The sequence below is a fragment of the Empedobacter sp. R750 genome (genome assembly GCF_030324345.1).
In the GTDB taxonomy this organism is placed as follows: Bacteria; Bacteroidota; Bacteroidia; order Flavobacteriales; family Weeksellaceae; genus Empedobacter; species Empedobacter falsenii_C.
In genome coordinates this window covers 95,451-116,699 of record NZ_JACAGF010000006.1, presented here as the reverse complement: position 1 = coordinate 116,699, position 21,249 = coordinate 95,451, and the positions used below count along the sequence as shown (strand labels likewise).

The 21,249-nt window shown below is 30.2% G+C and carries 15 protein-coding genes; 6 read left to right on the top strand and 9 right to left on the bottom strand.

The features are described from left to right. The first annotated feature begins 58 nt into the window (after nucleotides 1-58). The gene (locus HXZ74_RS08110; RefSeq protein ID WP_280061741.1) at nucleotides 59-493 is read left to right on the top strand and encodes a hypothetical protein; all 435 of its coding nucleotides are present in this window, start codon (nucleotides 59-61) and stop codon (nucleotides 491-493) included. Nucleotides 494-614: 121 nt separating this feature from the next. Further along, nucleotides 615-1,589: a DUF8428 domain-containing protein gene (locus HXZ74_RS08105; RefSeq protein ID WP_280061742.1), complete on the top strand. Its 975-nt coding sequence runs from the start codon at nucleotides 615-617 to the stop codon at nucleotides 1,587-1,589. A 60-nt stretch (nucleotides 1,590-1,649) separates the two neighbouring features. Here HXZ74_RS08105 and HXZ74_RS08100 read toward each other — a convergent pair whose 3' ends face one another. The 9 genes from HXZ74_RS08100 to HXZ74_RS08060 form a co-directional block, all read right to left on the bottom strand. Continuing rightward, on the bottom strand, nucleotides 1,650-2,381 hold the full coding sequence (locus tag HXZ74_RS08100; RefSeq protein ID WP_280061743.1) for a DUF4184 family protein: 732 nt from the start codon (nucleotides 2,379-2,381) through the stop codon (nucleotides 1,650-1,652). 39 nt (nucleotides 2,382-2,420) lie between these two features. Next, nucleotides 2,421-5,138 (bottom strand): COG1470 family protein, encoded by a 2,718-nt coding sequence (locus tag HXZ74_RS08095; RefSeq protein ID WP_286474785.1) that lies wholly within the window; start codon nucleotides 5,136-5,138, stop codon nucleotides 2,421-2,423. Between the two features lie 102 nt (nucleotides 5,139-5,240). Beyond that, nucleotides 5,241-6,266, bottom strand: a complete 1,026-nt coding sequence (locus HXZ74_RS08090) for a hypothetical protein (protein WP_286474782.1) — start codon at nucleotides 6,264-6,266, stop codon at nucleotides 5,241-5,243. Next, nucleotides 6,256-7,062 carry a fimbrial biogenesis chaperone gene (locus HXZ74_RS08085; protein WP_280061746.1) on the bottom strand — a complete coding sequence of 269 codons (807 nt, stop codon included), beginning with the start codon at nucleotides 7,060-7,062 and terminating at the stop codon, nucleotides 6,256-6,258. Before HXZ74_RS08085 ends, HXZ74_RS08090 begins: the two co-directional genes overlap by 11 nt. A 50-nt stretch (nucleotides 7,063-7,112) precedes the next feature. Further along, nucleotides 7,113-7,661: a hypothetical protein gene (locus HXZ74_RS08080; RefSeq protein WP_286474780.1), complete on the bottom strand. Its 549-nt coding sequence runs from the start codon at nucleotides 7,659-7,661 to the stop codon at nucleotides 7,113-7,115. Between the two features lie 166 nt (nucleotides 7,662-7,827). Next, a complete protein-coding gene (locus HXZ74_RS08075; RefSeq protein WP_286474778.1) occupies nucleotides 7,828-8,691 on the bottom strand; it encodes a helix-turn-helix domain-containing protein in 864 nt (287 codons plus the stop codon). Between the two features lie 227 nt (nucleotides 8,692-8,918). Beyond that, the gene (gene deoC / locus HXZ74_RS08070) at nucleotides 8,919-9,662 is read right to left on the bottom strand and encodes a deoxyribose-phosphate aldolase (RefSeq protein WP_286474775.1); all 744 of its coding nucleotides are present in this window, start codon (nucleotides 9,660-9,662) and stop codon (nucleotides 8,919-8,921) included. 9 nt (nucleotides 9,663-9,671) lie between these two features. Further along, complete coding sequence (locus tag HXZ74_RS08065) at nucleotides 9,672-10,145, bottom strand: Lrp/AsnC ligand binding domain-containing protein (protein WP_125350002.1); 474 nt, start codon at nucleotides 10,143-10,145, stop codon at nucleotides 9,672-9,674. A 28-nt stretch (nucleotides 10,146-10,173) separates the two neighbouring features. After that, nucleotides 10,174-11,121, bottom strand: coding sequence for an endonuclease/exonuclease/phosphatase family protein (locus HXZ74_RS08060; protein ID WP_280061750.1), 948 nt, complete (start codon nucleotides 11,119-11,121; stop codon nucleotides 10,174-10,176). A gap of 352 nt (nucleotides 11,122-11,473) precedes the next feature. Here HXZ74_RS08060 and HXZ74_RS08055 point away from each other — a divergent pair, with 352 nt between their 5' ends. The 4 genes from HXZ74_RS08055 (at nucleotide 11,474) to HXZ74_RS08040 (ending at nucleotide 21,231) form a co-directional block, all read left to right on the top strand. Then, on the top strand, nucleotides 11,474-13,684 hold the full coding sequence (locus HXZ74_RS08055; RefSeq protein WP_280061751.1) for an NADP-dependent isocitrate dehydrogenase: 2,211 nt from the start codon (nucleotides 11,474-11,476) through the stop codon (nucleotides 13,682-13,684). Between the two features lie 155 nt (nucleotides 13,685-13,839). Beyond that, complete coding sequence (locus tag HXZ74_RS08050; RefSeq protein ID WP_286474773.1) at nucleotides 13,840-16,266, top strand: hypothetical protein; 2,427 nt, start codon at nucleotides 13,840-13,842, stop codon at nucleotides 16,264-16,266. 106 nt (nucleotides 16,267-16,372) lie between these two features. Continuing rightward, nucleotides 16,373-18,739, top strand: coding sequence for a hypothetical protein (locus tag HXZ74_RS08045; RefSeq protein ID WP_286474771.1), 2,367 nt, complete (start codon nucleotides 16,373-16,375; stop codon nucleotides 18,737-18,739). A 128-nt stretch (nucleotides 18,740-18,867) separates the two neighbouring features. After that, nucleotides 18,868-21,231, top strand: a complete 2,364-nt coding sequence (locus HXZ74_RS08040; protein ID WP_286474769.1) for a TonB-dependent receptor domain-containing protein — start codon at nucleotides 18,868-18,870, stop codon at nucleotides 21,229-21,231. Nucleotides 21,232-21,249 lie beyond the last annotated feature (18 nt).

Below are 21,249 nucleotides of genomic sequence, written 5' to 3'. Positions count from 1 at the left end.
TAAAATTGCAAATGAAGCTGTAAATTTAAACTGAAAATAATCAACAAAATAAATTATTATGGGACTTAGAACTTTTTTGAAAAGAATTTTAGGAAAAACGGAAACTGCGATTGATGTTGCGGGAGATAAATTTGACGATGTTTCGGCAACAGTAAAGAAAACAGGAACCTTGATTGCAGATGATGCATCGGATTTTGCGCGAAAAACAATCAATAATATAAAAGATGCTTCGGGAGATTTGAAAGCGCAATCGAAAGAAGCTGCAAAAGATTTTAAAGAAAGATCGAAGCAAGATTATAACGAAGTAAAAGATATTGCGGAAAAGCAAATGAAAGAAACAAGTGCTTTTGTGAAAGAGAAAGTTTCAGATTTGAAAGAGACTTTTAAAGAAGAAAAAACAGATTTGGAAGAAAAAGCAGATGAATTGAAAACGGAAGCCGAAAATAAATTGGATGAAGTTTCTGAAAACATTAAAAAAGAGACAAACGACTAAGATTTTGATCAATTTGTAGAATTTTGCTACAATTCTTAAATGTTAAATTTTTCATTAGTTATAGACATTTACAAAAATGGTTTAATTTTTGTGTCGAAGTTTATTCTTCGAAATAATTAAAATGACAGAATATAAAGATCTCGAGCCCTCTACAAATCCTAAACATAAAAAAGAGTTCGTAAAAAACATTATTATAGCTGTTTTAGCTGTAGCCTTGTTATTGGCTATTGGGTATATTGTATATTCTAAAGAAGCAAATGCAAAATCTTCGATAGAAATGCAAAGTGATATCAATGATTTGGAACGATCTAGAGAAATTCTGAAACAAGAATTACGTATTATTAGATCTGATTTTGACGATGCTAAAACTCGTGTTGTAAAAAAAGATTCTTCTTTAAGTTATCAAGATCGATTGATTTTGGAGAAACAAAAAGAGATTCAATCAATCTTAAATAAAGAAGGAATTACAAGTGGAGAATTGCAGCGTGCTAAACGTTTGATTACTTCTTTGCAAGCAGATATTAAGGTTTATAAAGAAGAAATTGTTCGCTTGAAAGACGAAAATAAAAAGCTGACAAACAAGAATACAGAGTTAACTTCGGAAAATTCTCATTTGAATGAGCAGAAAAAAACTGTTGAATCAAATTTGAGTACTGAAAAAGAAAATCATCAGAATTTAATCAAAGAAACGAATTCCACTTTATCGATTTCAAATTATACGATTAAAGGTTTGCGAGTAAAATCAAGCGGAAAAGAAGTGGAAACAACGCGAGCAAGAAGAATTGATAAGGTTAGAGTATCTTTCGATTTGGATAAAAACTTGAATGCGACTTCAGAAACCAAAGAATTGTATGTATCTATTTATAAACCAAACGGCGAGATAGGAAAATTTAAAGGTGCTGATGCTGGTGAAACAACTTTACGTTCTGGATCTTCTGTAGAATATTCTGATCGTGTAAAAGTTAATTACAATAATATGTCTGGTTCAAGAGTTAATTTTGACTGGGTTGATTATGACTTTCCAAAAGGTGAATATAAAATCGATATTTACCAAAATGGATACAAAGTTGGTCAAAATGTGATTACACTTCGATAAATATTAAAATTATAAATACATAAAAAAATCTCTTCAGTATTATTGAAGAGATTTTTTTATTTAACAATATTTTTTTTTCACCCCAAAACCAACCAAACTAATAAAACCACTCATTCCGATAACGACAATGATGTTGCCTAATCCAATTTCTATTGGAAAGAAAACTAATCGTATTGCAGAAATAATTGTTGTGAATAAGATTATTTTTAACCAAAAGAAGTAATCAAATTTAGTTTTAGGAAGGATTTGTTTTGGCATTTTATACATCCCAAAAGCAATAAAAATCGCACCGATAAATGTGCTAAAATGTTGTAGAAATTTATAACCTTTTACTTCGAAATTATTGAAAGGAATTTGAAACCAAGTTTCTTCTAAAGCTGGAATTAATTTCGAAAAATATCCCCATTCGTGAGTAAAAGCATCCCAAAAAAGATGCGAATAAGCTCCTATTATAATTGAAAGAATCACAATTATCCAATGTTTTTTAAAATAGTAAATCCAATCAAAATTTAGAAATTGAGCAAATCGTTCTTTTAAAAAAATTGGTAAATGATTGATTAAAATGTTTCGAACAAATATGTGAAAAACGAAACAATAAATAAGAGCAATTGGTAAATCGAAATACAAAACACCCCAAAACAAATGACTGTGCGTTGCTACAATCTCCATTCGAGAGAAATATTCTAAATCTGGCGACATCGAACCAATAATTAATCCTGTCATCGAAAACCAATTTGATTTTAGCTTTTTTAGCGGAAGAATAATTGCTGGATGGCAAAAAGTTAGTGGCATTTAGAGTTTATTTTGATGCAAAGTAAATCAAAATATCCATTAACTACCAAAACGTTTAATGTTAACTTTTCGTTCCTTAATTTTCAGAATAAGCGGTTCATATTCTGTATTTTGTTCCTTTTCTACCGTTATTTTATTCAAATATGTTTTTGCATAAACATGTTCCGGTAAACTATTTTCAACAAGATGAAACGTGTAATTTCCAACAGGTAAAAAAGCTGTATATTCACCTCTATCATTTGTTTTAACTGTAAATATCTGTCCATTTTCGTGATTAAAAATCAACGTAAACCCGAATAAATTTGCCGAAACCTGATACTCCAAATTTGAAGATAATTCATACTCAACTTTCCCTCTCACAACACCAGTTTGTTGCATTGGAATAGAAATAGAAGTCGTTTTAGAATTAATATTAACCGCATAATCTTGTGCAAACCATTTTTGTCCAGGAAGTTTGATTAAATAATTACCATATGGAACTTTTTTATACTTTATATTTCCTTCTAAATCTGTAATAAAGTTAGTTTCATTTATCTTCACATTACGACTATCAGCCACTTTATCACCTTCATCAAAAATACCATTTGCATTGTAATCATAAAACACAAACAAATTTAATGTTCCGTCTTTTACATCTGTCACAGTACGTTTCGCAGGCAAATTATATTGTACACCAACTTGCAAATAAGTTTGTTTGCTATTCAATGTTTTCGAATCGTAATGGCTAAAATTCGTTTGTGTACTCACAATAAAATTATCAATTGGTTGATAATCCACAGAAGCTCCAAAAGTTAGGGTATTTCCAAAATTTTTGTCAATATTATAATAAGTAGAAACTGCCGTATTCAATTTTTTCTGAAAAAAGCTTTGACGAAAACTCGCCGAAGTTGTAAAACGTTCTAATTGATGATTTAGATTATTCGTCGAATAAACCTCTGCAATCATCATACTTCCTCGTTGATAAATTGAGTTTAACTGAAAGTTTTTCACATTCCACGTTAATTGTCCATAAACAATTGGATCAACCTTACTCAATTCGTTTAGCTCAGAAAACCCTCCCAAAGCATTCAACACCAACTGATGCACACGTGAATTAGACAACCAAGTAAATGTTCCGTTTAAATAAGTCGATTTAAAATCCATCGGCATGTACGTAAACGTCTCATAATTCAGAATATTTGATTTTTCTATATTGAATTTTGGAGAAATCGAAAGATTAAAATGATTTGCTAATTTGAACGAAATTCCCGTCTCAAAACGCAACGTTTTCGACTCATTTGCTTGCATATAATTAATCAAATACGGATCGATAGATTTCGGATTGTTATTCGTAATCGTTAACGAAGACCACAACGAAAATTTAGAAAACGTACGTTGCAAACGCTGATTCAGATACAAAGCTCCACGTCGCGTTCCAGGATAATATCCTGAGCTGTAATAATTGGAACTATAAAAATCAAATTTACCTATTGTTCCTGAAACATTTGCAGAAACTGATAATGAATTTTCGACATCATTTGTCTCTTTAAATTTTGACAAACCATACCCAAATTTCACCGAGTGATTCCACTTATTTGGCGTAATCCATTTGTAACCATTTGTCAAAACAAAGTCCGTTGTCGAATAATTTCTATCAAATAAAGCGGTTGTTTCTAATTCGTTTTTATCTTTTATCAAAAATCGTCCATTCGCAAAAGTTGTATGACTATTCTTGAAAACATCATTACTCAAATCATCTAATAAATTATAATTTTTTTCGACTGTTCCAACTACAATTCGGTTATCATTCTTATCATAATTATTAAACAACATCACGCCTCGTCCATTAATTGGAATATCAAAATCGTTGTTGTTGATTGATCCGATTAAAATTCCCTTGTCTTTTCGTTGATATTTCACCCAAGAATCCGTCAAAACCATGTCTTGATCGTTATTCCAAGTTGTTCCATTAATATTATATGCAAATTCATTCAACCCAACCGAAAATTCTTGATGCGCCATTAAATTATAATTCGCATTAGCAGAATTGATATCACGAGCAGTTAATCGAACATAATTTGTAGAAAAATTGGTCCAATTCTGATTTAACATTGTTGGATCTCTATATACACGATTGGAACTTGCATTCTGAATGGTAAAAAACACATTTCCTGCAAAATCTTTGGTCGTTGTATAACCCGAAACATTTGCCTGAAAACTTTCAATTTTCATCATATCGCGGTCTACATATTTAGAAAATCGAACAATTTTTTCTTGAAAAGCTTCAACTATAATTCGCTTGTTTTCAGAAGTAAAATTACCTCTGAAGTCGGGAAGAACATTGGTTAACAAAACTTCTTCTGCTTGATTTCCCATATTCATTACTTTCAATTCATAATGAATAGAATCTCCTTCTTGACGATAAAAAATATTACTCTGGACAGGAAAAATTTTGATGTTTCTCTTCTGCAAAACAACAACCGAAGTAACGGATTTTCCTATTTCTTTTTTGCTTAAAAAATCAATAATACTGAATTCTAAATCTAATTTTCCAGCCATTTGCGATTTGTTCACCGTAAACTGCATTGGAATAAAAGCCTTCTTGTTTGGATTGATTTTTATTTGAAGATTATCTTGCGAATACGATCTTATTGCTGAAGGAATTTTAATTCCTAGACGAGCATTTATCGTATCATTGGTTGTATTTTCTAATTGAAGAATAACAGAAAAGTTGTTGTTATCTTCTAATTTAACTTCTTTTATTGTGCTAAATTTCAATCCATTATTTATAGTTTGAGCACGCAAATTTTGTCCGCTAACAAGAATAAGCAGAATAAAAAATACGCTTCGAAAATAATTGATTAAAAAGAACATATTGTTTTACAAAGGTGTAATCGTGTACAGCAAAGAAGTTGAATAATTCCCAGGTTTACTATTCAAAATTTTATTATCCGACGGAGTTGTAGAATAAATAATATTATATTTTTTTGAAGCCGTTTTAGAACTATTCGTCATCAATGATTGATTGTAATTTGAAAGTTTTATAACCTTAGAAAGATTATTTGTTTCGGTGTCTTTTATCTGAACATTGATTGAATTTAATTCCAAATTCTGTGCATCACTCGATTGTAAATATTGATTAAGCGACGAAACTTGAATATCGTAAGCCGTATCAGAAGAAACAATCAACCCGTTTTGATATTCTTTCTTCACACCATTTTTATAATCTTGTATCGTATTGAAAACCAATTCTCCATTTACAGCAGAACCATCGACCGCAATAGAAAGCGTTTGAATTGGTTCGTAATTTCCATTTGGACTAATTTGCATTTCAATCGAAAAAAGACTTGTTCCAATCACAGCTCCAAATTCATTCAATAAAGAAAACTCTAATTGAATAGGATAATTGTTCCATGATTTTAGAGGATTTAGATATGTTCCTGCATCAATCACAATATCATAATTCAAGACAATTGCACCATATTTTCCTACTGGTGTTGCAATTGTTAAAGGTGAACTTCGGATAAAATAATTTGGAGAAAAACTCATCGCAATGTTATTCTGAATAACTCCTAATTGATTTAGCGTAGGATAATTCTCTGAATAATATTGAGAAGTTGTATAATTATTGAATTTCAATTTCAGTTTTTCGACAGGAAATTCTTTTTTCTGAGAATTTACAATAGGCGAAACAACACGCGCAACTAAAGACCAATTTTTATAATTTAAAGCACCAGACATGTGCATTTCTACAGCCACAATATTAGTCGCCGTAACTCCACTACTTCCATTTACTTGCACCCAACCGTTATTGTGCGCATTAATCGTAAACTGAGCAGACACTGCCATTGTCAACAATACTGTAATTGTTGAAACTATTTTCTGAAACAAATTATTATTTATCATTTGAGAACGTCAATTCAGCAATTTTCAATTGATCATCTTTCTCAAAACTTAAAGTTGAGGTAACAATATACGAACCTTTTGGCAAATCCTTTGGCAATGGTATATATACAATTCTTTTATCATTTGGTAAACTATAAAAAACTGCATCTTGCAATTTTATTTGTTGACCATTTTCTTGATTAATGATTTCATTTCTAATCGTTCCTTCGCTCCAAACATTTCCATCATTCGAAATATTTAACACCAAACGATTTTCAGTTTTATCGTAAACAAAATTTGTAAACTCAACATTTGTATCACGCGCAATATTTAATCGTTGATAAATTTTGACACCTGTACGAATCGAGATTTTAATATTTTCTCCACTTTTGTTTTGTCCATCGATCGGATTTGTTTGCGTGATGTACATCATCGTAGTATGCACACTTTCTGCATTTATCTTTTCTGGAACTTGCATCAGAACTTCTATTTCTTTCGATTCTCTTGGCAAAAGTGTAAATGTATTACTCGGTAAAACTGTGATCCAGTTTGCATTACTTGTTGGTAAAGTATTAATTTCAGAAACTACATTAGCTCCTAATTCATCATACTTCCAATCATTAAAAGAAACTGATAACTCTAATGTATGTACATCACTTACATTGGTTACCATAATCTTTTTACGCTCAGACTCACCAGGATTTAACGCAAAATAAGTCCTTGGTGGACTTACAGATATACCTGATTGCGCACTAATCTTAGTTGAAATGATTAATGCTAAAAAAGAAACGATTGTTAAAAAACGAAGAACTTTCATAAGCAAAAACAGAAGTGATATTTTTCAATACCACTTCCTATTTTTTTATATTATTGTGCTTCTATTGTGTAAGTTACATTAGTTGTATACACGTTAGGATTCTCAACATTGTAATATTTGTTTACATAATCGTTGTTTCCTTTTCCGTTATACGCAACGTTGAATTTTAAATCTGTACCACCAACTGTACTAGAAATCAAGTTTTTGTCTGATTTATCTAAAACAACTTTACTGAAAGAAGATGAATTTAATACATTTCCAGTACCTAAAGTCGCTTGTAAATTAATTGTATTAGCTGCAATGTTATCTGTTGTAGAACCTTTTGTAAAAACTAAGTTTTCATTTTCAGATTTTACTTTTACAGCAAAACCACCAGTACTATATACAATTAAGTGGTCGTTCATAGTTTTTGTAACACCGTTAGAATAATCTTCTTTTGTTTGATATTCTAAGTTAACTGTATTATCAGTACCAATAAGAATAGTTTGAATTGGGTATAATTTTACATTCAATGTTGCTGAAGCTGTTTTTTGAGCTAAAGCCATTCCAGAAACTAATGCACAGAAAATCGTTAAAATAAATGCTAATTTTTTCATCATTTTATAATTTGTTAAAAATTTATTAAAAAATATTTGTTAAATAATCTGGTAGTTTATATATTTAAGATTGGTTATTCTCAAATGCGATTGCAAATGTAGAAGATGTTTTTGTTCTTAAAAGATTAAATCATACCAAAAGATGATGAAAAACGACATTTCTAACTATTTAATTCGGAGTGCTTTGTCTGAATTTAGTCGGAGAAATCCCAGTATTTTTTTTGAAAAACGCCGTAAAATTGGTCTCTTGGAGGAAATTGAGTTCCAGCGCAATGTCTTTTATTGACATTTTTGAGTTGACTAATAAAATCTTTGCATTTTTCATCAATTCTTCCACAATCATTTCTTTTGCTGTTTTTCCAAAAACGATTTGAGTTGCTTTATCTAACCTTCTTTTTGTAATAAAAAGTTTATCAATGTAAAAAGATACTTGTTTGTTTTCATTGACATTTTCTTGCAAAAGTTTTTTGAATTTAGTTGCCAACTCTACATCAAAATCATCTTGTATAAATTGGCTCTGCATATCAAATGTTTCCATTTGACCATTGATAATAATGCGTTCCAAAAGATTATGAGCAAGCTTCATATCTAATTCATTTTCGAATGCAGTAAAGAAATATTGCAAATAATTAGCCTCAAAAATTGGCGCAGAACAAATTGTATTCTCAACAATATTTATGATATCTCGCGAAAAAAGTGTAGAATTTTCTAATTTCAAATTCTCTTCGATTGATTTCGAATAAAATTCTTGTTTAAAAACGATATAATAAGCATCAGTACGACTAGTTTGTTTCACAAAATCTTGAGAGATATTGGGAGCTATAAAAAGAAAATGGTTTTTAGGAATCGAATATTCTTTTCCATTTATTTTATGAATAAATTTTTTAGAACCAGACCAGATTATTCCAAAATACTCATCAACGGATAACTCTTTTCTCAATTCCTCTATTTGTAGGATATCATTCAATTCAAATGCAGTTATACCTACATCAAAAATCAACTTATTATAAACATTACGACTATTCAACAACATACGTCTATACTATTTTATCAATGTTATCTATGCAAAATTACGACCATTTTTAATCAAATCACTTGATATAAATCAAGTTATAATTTTAGGGCTCCAAAAATAATAAAATACAATATGCTATTTAAGTATTTTTAGAAATTAACTAAAAAAGGAAGCTTATTTTTAATGAATAAAAAAAGTCTCAATAAATATTGAGACTTTTAAATGTATTATAATGTAGAAATTTTCTAATAACCTTCTGCTCCTTGCTCTCCTTTTACAATCGCTAAAGCAGACGATGTTCCAATTCTTTTCACGCCTAAAGCGATCATTTTTTCAGCTTCTTCTGTTGTGCGAACTCCGCCAGAAGCTTTCACTGGAAGCGAACCTGAATTTTCAAGCATTAATTTAATAACATGCTCGTTTGCTCCATTTGGTTCTCCATTTTCAGTTTTATAAAAACCTGTAGAAGATTTTACAAAAACTTTTGATGCATTTTCTTCACCTGCTTTTTCTAAAACAGTATCACGAATTAATTGTGTTATACCAACAATCTGATCATCTGTTAAAGCAGCAGTTTCGATAATCCATTTTACAACTTTACCTTCACGCAATGCGACTAATGTTGCAGCTTCTACTTCTTCTTTTACTTTATCGCTATCACCTTTTTTGAATGCTTCGTAGTTGACTACAAAATCTAATTCATCGGCTCCATCAGCAATTGCTTTTTGCGCTTCTCTCAACTTTTCATTCAAATCGTAAGTCCCTTCAGGAAAACCAATTACAGTTCCCAAAACAACATTCGATTTTTTCTCATCCAATAATTCACGAACTGATCTTACATAATCAGGACGAATCATTACTGCATAGATATCATTATCAATAGCTTCTTGTGCCAACTTGTGCACCATATCTAATGTATCAGAATTCGAAATACCTGCTTGTTCAGGTGTTTTAAGATACGTCGAGTCTAAATATTGATTAATATTCATCTTTGTATATTAAAGTTTTATTTGTCTATCTATTGGTTGCTCCAACGAAATTATAGTTTCTGTACGTGTAACCCCATCAATTTGCTGAATTTTTTTGTTCAACACATTCATTAAATGTAGATTATCACGACTCAAAATTTTAAGGAAAATCCCATAATTTCCTGTTGTAAAATGAGCTTCCACCACTTCTGGAATTTCTTCCAAAGCTTTCACAACTAATTTATAAGAAGAAGGTTTGTCCATAAAAACACCAACGAATGACATCGTTGAATAGCCTAAAATTGCAGGATTTACAATTACTTTTGTCGAATCAATCACACCAGAAGCCTCTAATTTCTTAATGCGTTGATGAACTGCCGTATTTGATATACCTAATTCTTTTGCTAATTGCGAAACAGGTATGTTTGCATTATCCATAAAGGCATTCAGAATCAACTTATCGATTCCGTCAATCTCAACCTGACCATTTTCGTGGATTCTCACCTATTCTTAAAATTATACCGCTACAAATTTAATATTTTAAAATGGTATAAACGGGAAAATGGTCGCTATATCCACCGAAATATTTTCCGCCAACAAAAGTTCTAAATGGCAAACCAGTTGATTTTCCGCCTGTATTCTTCAAAAAATCAGCATCAAAAATATCTGTTTTTATATATTCTAAATTTGATTGAGAAGCAAAAAATCCTTTCGAAAAAAGCTGTTGATCAAACAACATCCATTGTTTTTTAAAAATCATCGAACCCCTTTTATACGATTGTAGACTGACCATTGGATTGAATAATTCGTTTCGGTTTATCTCTTCTTGTTTGGAACGTGTATCCAATTCATCAATTAAGTCAGAATTTGTTGGAGAATCATTAAAATCTCCCATCACAACAATTTTCTCCGAATAATTTTCGGTTAACAAATCGTTAATTCTTTTTCGAATTGTTTTAAAAATATGTTGACGTTTTAATTGATTGATTTCTTTATCAATTTTAGAAGGTAAATGAACAATAAAAAGATGAACAATTTCGCCAACTAAATTTCCTTTTACATATAAAATATCACGTGTATAAGACTTTGTATCATACTGATCTTTAAAGATAAATCTAATTGGTTCGCTTTCTAAAACTTCAAAAAATTGTTGACGATAAATTAATCCAACATTTATTTTTCGTTCATCTAATGATTCATATAAAAGTGTTCTATAATCGCCATCTTTCAAAAAATCATTTTGAATCAAATCTTGCAAAACCTCTTCATTTTCAACCTCAGCCAATCCAACCAAATAAGGTAATTCGTTCGTTTCTAATTTGCCAATTTTAGAGATGCAAAATGCAATCTTATTTACCTTTGTATCGTAACGATTATCTTTCCATTTGATAAAATTACTAGGCAAAAAAGATTCGTCTGAAGATTTAGAATAAAAATTTTCGACATTATAAAATGCGATTGTCGCTAAATTTTGTTTCAAAAGAATTGTTTTATGCAAAATTAAGAAAGAAACTAAGTTTATAAAAATTGGTTTCTTAAGAAGAATTGAAAAGACGATTTTCTCAAAAGTCAACTTATACATGAAGTTGAAAAAAAAATCAATCAAAAATTATCAACTTGAACAATTTTCTTTCAATAAATTATCAACTTGACGACCTATCAAAAATCATGTTAAAAATTATACTAAAATTAGTGTAAATGATTGATTTATGGTCAACTTAATCTGCTAAATATTGTATATTTGCAAAGTTTGCAGTATCTGCATTCAAAATTGAAAAGATGTATTTTTAATTGACTATTATTAAAATAGTCTCAAAAAAATTTAAAACATAATGTCAAAAATTCATTACACACTTACGGATGAAGCTCCGATGTTGGCAACTCACTCATTTTTGCCAATCGTACAAGGATTCACGAAAACAGCTGATATTACAATCGAAGTTCCAGATATTTCTTTAGCTGGACGTATTTTAGCTAACTTCCCAGAATTCTTAAAAGAAGAACAAAGAATTCCTGATGCTTTAGCAGAATTAGGAGCTTTGGCGACTACTCCGGAAGCAAATATCATTAAGTTACCTAATATTTCGGCTTCTGTTCCTCAGTTAGACGAAGCGATTGCAGAATTGCAAGCGAAAGGTTTTGCTGTACCAAATTATCCAGCTGAACCAAAAAATGAAGATGAAAAAGCAATTAAAGCTAGATACGGAAAAGTTTTAGGTTCTGCTGTAAACCCAGTTTTACGTGAAGGAAACTCTGACCGTCGTGCACCAAAAGCTGTTAAAAACTATGCAAAAGCTAATCCTCACAAAATGGGAGCTTGGGCTACAGATAGCAAAACAGAAGTTGCTTATATGAAATCTGGTGATTTTTACGGTACTGAAAATTCTACTACGTTAGAAAACGCAACTGAATATACAATCAAATTTTACGGAGAAGATGGTTCTGTACAAGAATTAAAATCAGCAGCGCCTTTAAAAGCTGGTGAAGTAATTGATTCTTCTGTAATGAACTTAAACTCTTTAAGATCATTTGTTCAAGAAGCAATTCAAGAAGCAAAAGATAAAAACGTATTATTGTCTGCTCACTTAAAAGCAACAATGATGAAAGTTTCTGATCCAGTTATTTTTGGAGCAATCGTTGAAACTTTCTTCAAAGATGTTTTCGTAAAATATGCTGATACTTTCAAAGCATTAGATATTAATCCAAACAATGGTTTAGCAGATTTATTCGAAAAAATCAAAGGTCAACCTCAAGAAGCAGAAATTAAAGCTGCAATTGAAGCTGATTTAGCAAACGGACCACGTGTAGCAATGGTTAATTCTGATAAAGGAATTACGAACTTCCATGTTCCTTCTGATATTATTGTTGACGCATCTATGGCTGCATTGGTAAGAAACGGAGGTAAAATGTGGAACAAAGATGGTGCTGAAGAAGATACTGTAGCGATCATTCCAGACCGTTCTTACGCTGGTTTCTACGAAGCTGTTGTAGACGATATGAAAGCTAACGGAGCTTTAGATCCTACAACAATGGGTTCAGTTCCTAATGTTGGATTAATGGCTCAAAAAGCGGAAGAATATGGTTCTCACGACAAAACTTTCCAAGCTCCTGCAAACGGAACTATCAAAGTTGAAGACGTAAACGGAAACACTTTATTAGAGCAAAAAGTTGAAACTTCTGATATTTTCAGAATGTCTCAAACGAAAGACGCTCCTATTCAAGACTGGGTTAAATTAGCGGTTAATAGATCTCGTTTATCTGATACTCCAGCAATTTTCTGGTTAGATAAAGGAAGAGCTCACGATCAACAAATCATCAAAAAAGTTGAAAAATACTTAGCTGATCACGATACAACAGGTTTAGATATTCGTATCATGGACGTTAAAGATGCTATGAAAGAAACTTTAAGCCGTGCAAGAGAAGGAAAAGATACTATTTCTGTTTCTGGTAATGTTTTACGTGACTACTTAACAGATTTATTCCCGATTTTAGAATTAGGAACTTCTGCTAAAATGTTATCTATTGTTCCGTTAATGAACGGAGGTGGATTATTCGAAACTGGTGCGGGAGGATCTGCTCCAAAACACATCGAACAATTCGTAGAAGAAGGTTACTTACGTTGGGATTCTTTAGGTGAGTTCTTAGCATTACAAGCTTCTTTAGAGCACGTTTCTCAAACACAAGGAAACGCAAAAGCTCAAACTTTAGCTGATGCTTTAGATGAAGCAAATGCTAAATTCTTAGCGACTGACAAATCTCCAGGTCGTAAATTAGGAACTATTGATAACCGTGGTTCTCACTTCTATTTAGCAATGTACTGGGCAGAAGCGTTAGCAAATCAAACAAAAGATGCTGATTTAGCTGCTAAATTTGCTCCTGTTGCAAAAGCTATGGAAGAAAACGAAGCAAAAATTAACGAAGAGTTAATCGGTGCGCAAGGTAAACCTCAAGATATTGGTGGTTACTACAAAGCAGATTTTGCTAAAACAACTGCTGCAATGCGTCCATCTGCAACATTAAATGCAATTGTTGACGGAATCTAATCCAACAACATTTCTTTATAAATTTAAAACCTCGAGAAATTCTCGAGGTTTTTTTATTTAATGTCTTTTAATTAAATTCATTAACAAAAATTAACATTATTCGAGAAGAAAAATCATCATTCAATCAAAAGTTATGATAAACTTTAATAAAAAGTATGAATGAAAATCGTCTAAATAATGATAATTTTAAGAGTTCAAATTCATTCTATTTGATTAATCATTCTCGCATGAAATATATTTATTTACTCGCATTATACTTTTGCTCGATTACAACTTTTGCGCAATCAAAACTGGAAACGGCCATAAAAAGTCTGGATACAAATTATGCTCAAGAAAAAGTCTATTTATTATTTGATAAGGAAGATTACATTGCTGGCGACAATATTTGGTTTAAAGCTTATACATTAAATGGCTACAAACCGAGCTTAATTTCTACAAATCTTATTGTTGAATTATACGATAAAGACAAAAAATTAATCGACCGAAAATTGGTTCCTGTTGTGAACGGAGAAAGTGATGGAACACTGAATACCAAAAACGAAAACGAGGAAGGAATTTACTTTGTAAGAGCCTATACAACTTACATGACTTTCTTTTCAGAAGAATTTCAATACATCAATCAAATTAAAATTTTTAATCCAAATTCTAAGCTAAAACTTGTTCCAAATCCAAATTTAAAATGGAATGCGAAAGCTTTTGCTGAAGGTGGGAATTTTATTCAAAATCAGACAACTAAATTTGCTGTAAGACTAAAGTCAGACGGAAATTTACCAAAAAAATGGAATGGTTTTGTATTCGAGAAAAATAATCCTGCCAATAAAATTTCAACATTTGATAATTTAGATGAAAACGTCGCGACTTTTGCGTTGAGAGCAGAAGAAGGTAAATCTTATCAAGTGCAATTGAATGACGAAAAAGGAAATCAACAAATTATTGATTTACCCGAAGCTAAAAAAGATGGAATTCTGTTAAAAGTTGTTCGAAATAGCAAAGATATTGTGATTCAATTAAAAAGTATCAATCAAGAAAATCCTTTATTGAATTATAAAATTATTGGAACAATTAACAACGAACTTGTGATGAGTTCTCAAATTGTAAAAAGTGTGGAATCGGTTTCTACTTATGTTCCAAAAGAGGTTTTAGACAATGATAAAGGTATTTTGAACATTGCCATTTTTGATGCAAATGATATTCAAGTTGCCAATCGTTTGATATTTATCAATCCAAAAGAATCATACAAAAAACCAGAAATTTCTTTCGAAACAACAACAAATCCGCGAGAATTAAATACAATTAAGGTAAAATATCCTGAAGAAATTAATTTTTCGGCTGTTATCAAAGATCAAAAAAATAATGATGACGATAATTTAATTTCTGCGATGTTGTTGACGCGAGATTTTAGTTCGAAAATTAATCATCCGACACAATATTTTAAAAATAATGAATTCTCAGAAAATCTTGATGCGCTTTTAATAACAGAAAAATGGAAAAGATTTAATTGGGAAGATTTAGTGGTTGGAAATATCGTAAAACCTACTATTGACAATGATCGTAGATATCTTTCGTACAAAGTAAAAGTGTATAATAACGGAAGAGAATTGAGTAATGCTTCGTTGAGTATTATCTATAAAATGCAAAATAATGGAAAAGAATTTGCTTCGCTTGATACGGATTACGAAGGTAATTTCGAAATGAATAATTTGTTTTATTATGGACCAATGGCGATGAATTATTTCTTGAATTCGGAAAATGGAAAATCTGCCAATAATGGAACTTTAACTTTATCTGTTGTACCAAATTATAAAAGCACAAGTTATAAATCTAAATTGCCAGCAACGCCATATTTATTAGAAGAAATCACGAATAAAGAGGAAGTCGAGAAGCAAAATACGTATAAACAGAACATCAAAATTATCAATGATAAAAGTATTCGCTTGAAAGAAGTTGTTGTAAAAGCGGACAAAAAAACGAAAACAGAGAAGCTGAACAATGAATTAAGTAGCGGAATGTTCAATAATATAAACGAAACTGTGATAGATTTTGTAAACGAATCTCAGCCAATAGAAGGTTATACAAATATTATGGACTTTTTAGCTGGACGAGTTGCAGGATTAACGGTTTCTAACGGAGTTCCTAAAATCAGAAATTCTGAAGTTGCAATTTATTGGAACGAAATGAAAATGACTTCGGATAATTTAACGAGCATTAATCCTAGAGATATTGCGATGGTAAAAATTTTCAAAGGCGCTGGTTTACTTGGAAATGCAATTGCAATTTATTCGAAACGAGGAAGTGATGCGCCAGTTGATAACACGCCGATGTTACCAAATAATTTAATTCAGATTGGTGGCTACAATCAATCTCTGCCATATTTTAGCAATGATGATTACGAGTCGCTTTACAACGATATTCCAAATGATATAAGAAGCACTTTATTTTGGAATCCTAATTTGTATACAGCTCCAGGAGAAAACACAGAAATAGAATATTTCAACAATGATAAACCAAAAGATTATCAATTAACCATAATTGGTTTCGACGAAAAAGGAAATCCTGTTTATTATGAAGGGAAAATAAATTAAACCAAAAAACCTCGAGAATCTCTCGAGGTTTTTTTGGTTTGTATAATTTACTATTTCAAAGTATTGATTATTTTGTTATCTTAACAAAACCAAATAATTAATATAAATGAAATTCTATTTTCTCATTATCATTTCGATATTTTCATTATTTACAAAAGCACAAACCAAACTTGATTTAGCTATTAAAAATCTTGAAGAAAATTATGCGCAAGAAAAGGTTTATATCTTATTCAATAAAGAGGATTATATCGCTGGAGAAAATATTTGGTTTAAGGCATTTGTATTTGATGGATACAAAAAAAGTAATATTTCGACTAATCTTTTTGTCGAATTATATGACAAGAATAAAACTTTAATTGATAAAAAACTACTGCCAATAATTAGTGGTCAAAGTGATGGAAGCTTTACTCTTAAGGATGATTTAGAAGAAAATGTCTATTACATAAGAGCCTATACAACTTATATGACTTATTTTTCTGAAGATTTTCAATACATAAAACCGCTTTTAATTTACAATCCCAAGTCTAAATTAAAATTAGTTAAAAATAATGATCTAAAATGGAATGCTTTCGTTTATTCTGAAGGTGGAACATTTATAGAAAATCAGACAACTAAATTTGCTGTAAGACTTAAATCTATTGGAGATTTACCAGAAAAATGGAATGGTTTTGTTTTCGAAAAAAATAATCCTTCAACCAAAATAATTAAATTCAATAATCTTGATGAAAATATTGCTGCGTTTTATTTACGTGCAGAACCAAATAAAACTTACCAATTACAAGTAAATGATGAAAAAGGAAATCAACAAATTATTGATTTGCCAATTGCTAAAAAAGATGGAATTTCATTTAAAGTAATTAATGAAGGAAATGAAATTGGTTATCAACTAAAAAGTATAGGAATTACCCAACAATTATTAGGGTATAAAGTTATAGGTACAATTAATAATACTATTGTATATTCAGTAAAATTCACCAAGAATATTCAAACTATTTCTCAAAAAATTCCACATACAAGCTTTAGTAAAAATAGCGGAATTTTACAACTTTACGTTTTTGATGCTAATGATAATATGGTAGCTCAACGATTAGCCTTTATTAACCATAATAAAACATTATTAAAACCTAACCTCAATTTTGATACTAATAACGAAGCAAGAACAATAAATACTATTACATTAAAATCTGAAACTCCTCAAATTTTAGCAGCTGTTATCAATGATAAAACTAGTCATAGTAATAATTTTATTTCCTCTCTTTGGCTAACCGAAGATATTATAAATCCTATCTACAATCCAAATCAATATTTTCAGGAAAAGAATAATCAAGAAGCATTAGATGTTTTATTAATTTCAGAAGAATGGAAAAGATACAATTGGCAAGACCTTATGAATAATTCTAAAAAAATACCAAACACTAATTCGAGTTCATATTTATCATATAAAGGAAAAGCTTATTTAAATGGTCAAGATTTAAAAAATTCAGACTTAAACCTTTTCATAGAATATCCTGGTTCAGAAAAATTTTTAATTCCTACCTCAACAGATTCTAACGGAAATTTCGAATTGAAGAATTTTATTTCGTATGATAACTTTAATGTTTATTATTATTTAAATAATCAATCTCAAAAAACTAAAAAACAAGAAGATAAGATTATTTTATCAGTTCTACCTTTATATAATCATATAAAATTTAACTCTAATTTTCCTACAACTGATTATATTTTAACAGAAATAAAATCAAATGAAAATCTTACTGAAGAGAAAACACAAACAGAACAAATCAAAATAAATAAAATTATAAATGACAAAAGTATTCGTCTAAAAGAAGCTATTGTAAAAGCTCAAATTGTTTCGAAAACGGAAAAAATGAACAATGAATTAAGTAGCTCAATGTTCAAAAGTATTAATGAAACGGTTATTGATTTTGTGAATGATAATCAAAATGCTAATGCTTCCAATAATATTTTTGATTTTTTAGCTGGAAGAGTACCCGGATTAACTACTACTCTAAAACAAGGTGTTATAACACCAATGATTCGAAACGGAAATGCAACCGTTTATTTAGATGAAATGCGACTTTCTAACGAAACTCTTAGTGGTATTAATATAAATGATATTGCAATGGTAAAAATTTTCAAAGGCGCTGGTTTACTTGGAAATGCAATTGCTATCTATACTAGAAGAGGTAATATGGGAGATAGTTCTTCCTCAAAATCCCTTAATGTTTTGTCTGTAAAAGGTTATGATAAAACTACATCTTTTTTAAGTAATGACGATTACGAAACTTTATATAAAGATATTCCTAATGATAATAGAAAAACTATTTACTGGAATCCAAATTTAATCTCAGAACCAAATAAAGAAACGATTATCGAATATTTCAACAACGATAAACCAAAAGATTATCAATTAACCATAATTGGTTTCGACGAAAAAGGAAATCCTGTTTATTATGAAGGAAAAATAAATTAACCAAAAACCTCGAGAATCTCTCGAGGTTTTTGGTTTTAATCAAATTCGTCGATAATATAATAGGGTTTGTCGATTTTAAAGTTCAAAAAGAATCGATTTGGAGAATATTTGTTTAAAATTAATTCAACATGAAAACATTTATTCAACTTATCATTTTATTTAGCTCAAGTTTTCTATTTGCTCAAAATTATACTTTAACAGGCGAAGTTATGGAGCAAAACAAAGCGCTTCCTTATGTTGATATAACCTTATCTAATCAAGATACAATCATCAATTTAACAACAGATGAACTTGGAAAGTTCGCTATTGAAGCAAAGAAAAATACGTACAAATTTGAAATCAACTATTTTGAAGAAATTGTTTTTCAGAAAGATATTCAATTGAATAATTCTATCGATTTAGGAAAGATTGAAATTAAAACATCTACAAACTTGAGAGAAGTTGTCGTTGGAGCGGAAAAGAAAATCATGGAGCGAAAAATCGATCGTTTTGTTTTCAATGTAGAAAATTCTACTTCAGCTGCTGGCGGAACTGCAATGGATGTTTTGCGCGTCACTCCTGGTTTGAATGTAACAAATGACAATATTGCGGTTTCTGGAAAAAATTCTGTAATGGTTTTGATTGATGACAAACCAACTTATATGTCGCAAACGGATTTGATTAATTATTTGGAAAGTATGAGCGCTTCTGATATTTCAAAAATTGAAGTCATTACGACTCCGCCTGCAAAATATGAAGCAGAAGGAAATAGTGGAATTGTAAATATTGTAACCAAAAAAATAAAAAATAATAGCTGGAATTCCACTATTGGAGCGTCATATACGCGAAGTAAAAGAAACACAGAACGCTACAATGCAGCTTACAATTTACAAAAAGATAAATGGACAATTCAGACTTCGTTGAATGCTGGAGATAGAAGATTTCTAAGAACATGGAACAACGAATTATTTTTCTCCGATGCGCGCAGACACAACATTTCTTACACAGATTATATTAATAAATATCTTGGAGGACGATTCTCTGTTGATTATAAATTAACCGATAAATGGACAATTGGTTCTAAATTTTCGTTCAACAATTCGAAATATAATTCAGAAAATCCACAAGAAATGTTTTTCAAGAATTTAGCGAACGAAATTTATCAAACAAATAAAGGAAATTCATTCGAAAATGGTAAAACAAATCAATCTTTGGTCAATCTTTATTCAGAATTTGCACTTGATTCATTAGGTAAAAAGATTTCGTTTGATGCCGATTACGCCAATTATTCATCTCCAATGAATAGAACTTATGCAACCAATTCTTACAAAAATAATCAGTTAATAGAAGATTCTTTTTTTGGTGGAAAAAGTAATTTAAACAATCGAATTGAGAATTTTTCTTCAAAAATTGATGTAGAACTTCCATTAACAAATTTCAATTGGAGTTTTGGTGCTAAATTTTCGCAATCAAAATCAAATAATTTGGTTGAAGCATATAAAGCAGACGAAAATTACAACTATACATTTGATGAAAATTTGTCGAATCTTTTCAAATACAAAGAAAATAACGAAGCAATTTATTTGAACGGAAGTAAAAAGTTTGGAGAAAAATGGCAAATGCAAGCTGGTTTGAGGTTAGAAGTAACGCAAACAGAAGGTTTTTCGAGAGAAAATAATCAAACGAACAAAACAGATTATATCAAACTGTTTCCGTCATTTTATTTATTGCATACTTTTGATAAAAGCAAAAGTTTAGGAATTAATTATTCGCGTCGTATCAATCGTCCAAATTACGAAAGTTTAAATCCTTTTCGAATGATCCAAAACGAATATGTTTACAACGAAGGAAATCCTTTCTTGAAACCAGCTTTTACACACAATTTAGAACTTACTTTTACTTACAAAAAGTTTGATACGCGACTTTATTATTCAAGTTTAAGAGATGGTGTCAATCAAGCTTCAATCATTGATGAGAGTACAAAACATAATACTTTTGTTTGGATGAATTTTGTAGATTCGGATAGCTTTGGTTTGAGCCAAAATATGACAATTAATCCTACAAAATGGTGGTCAAGCGTTACTACTTTTGAAGTTTCTTATTCGAGCTCAAATGTCGCAATTTCTTCTAAGCGATTCAAAGGTTGGTCGAGTTCATTATTTTCGACAAATGATTTTACGCTTAATCATCAAAAAACAATGTTTATTAATTTGATTTATTTTCAAAATTTTGGAGAAACTTTCCAAAATTATAAACTAAAACCTTATGCACGTTTCAATCTTTCTTTCAAATATTTGATGTTAGATAAAAAATTAGAATTGAGTTTGAATGCTACAGATATTTTCAAAGCGCAAGAATATTTATCACAAAATAACAATGGAATCGTACAAACTTTTGCCAATGTATGGGATTCGCAAAGCATAAGAATTGGATTGAATTATAAATTCGGAAGTAATAAATTATCCGTAATAAATCGCGAAACTGGAAATCAAGATGAAGTAAATAGAATGTAAAAAATGATTAACTTTAAT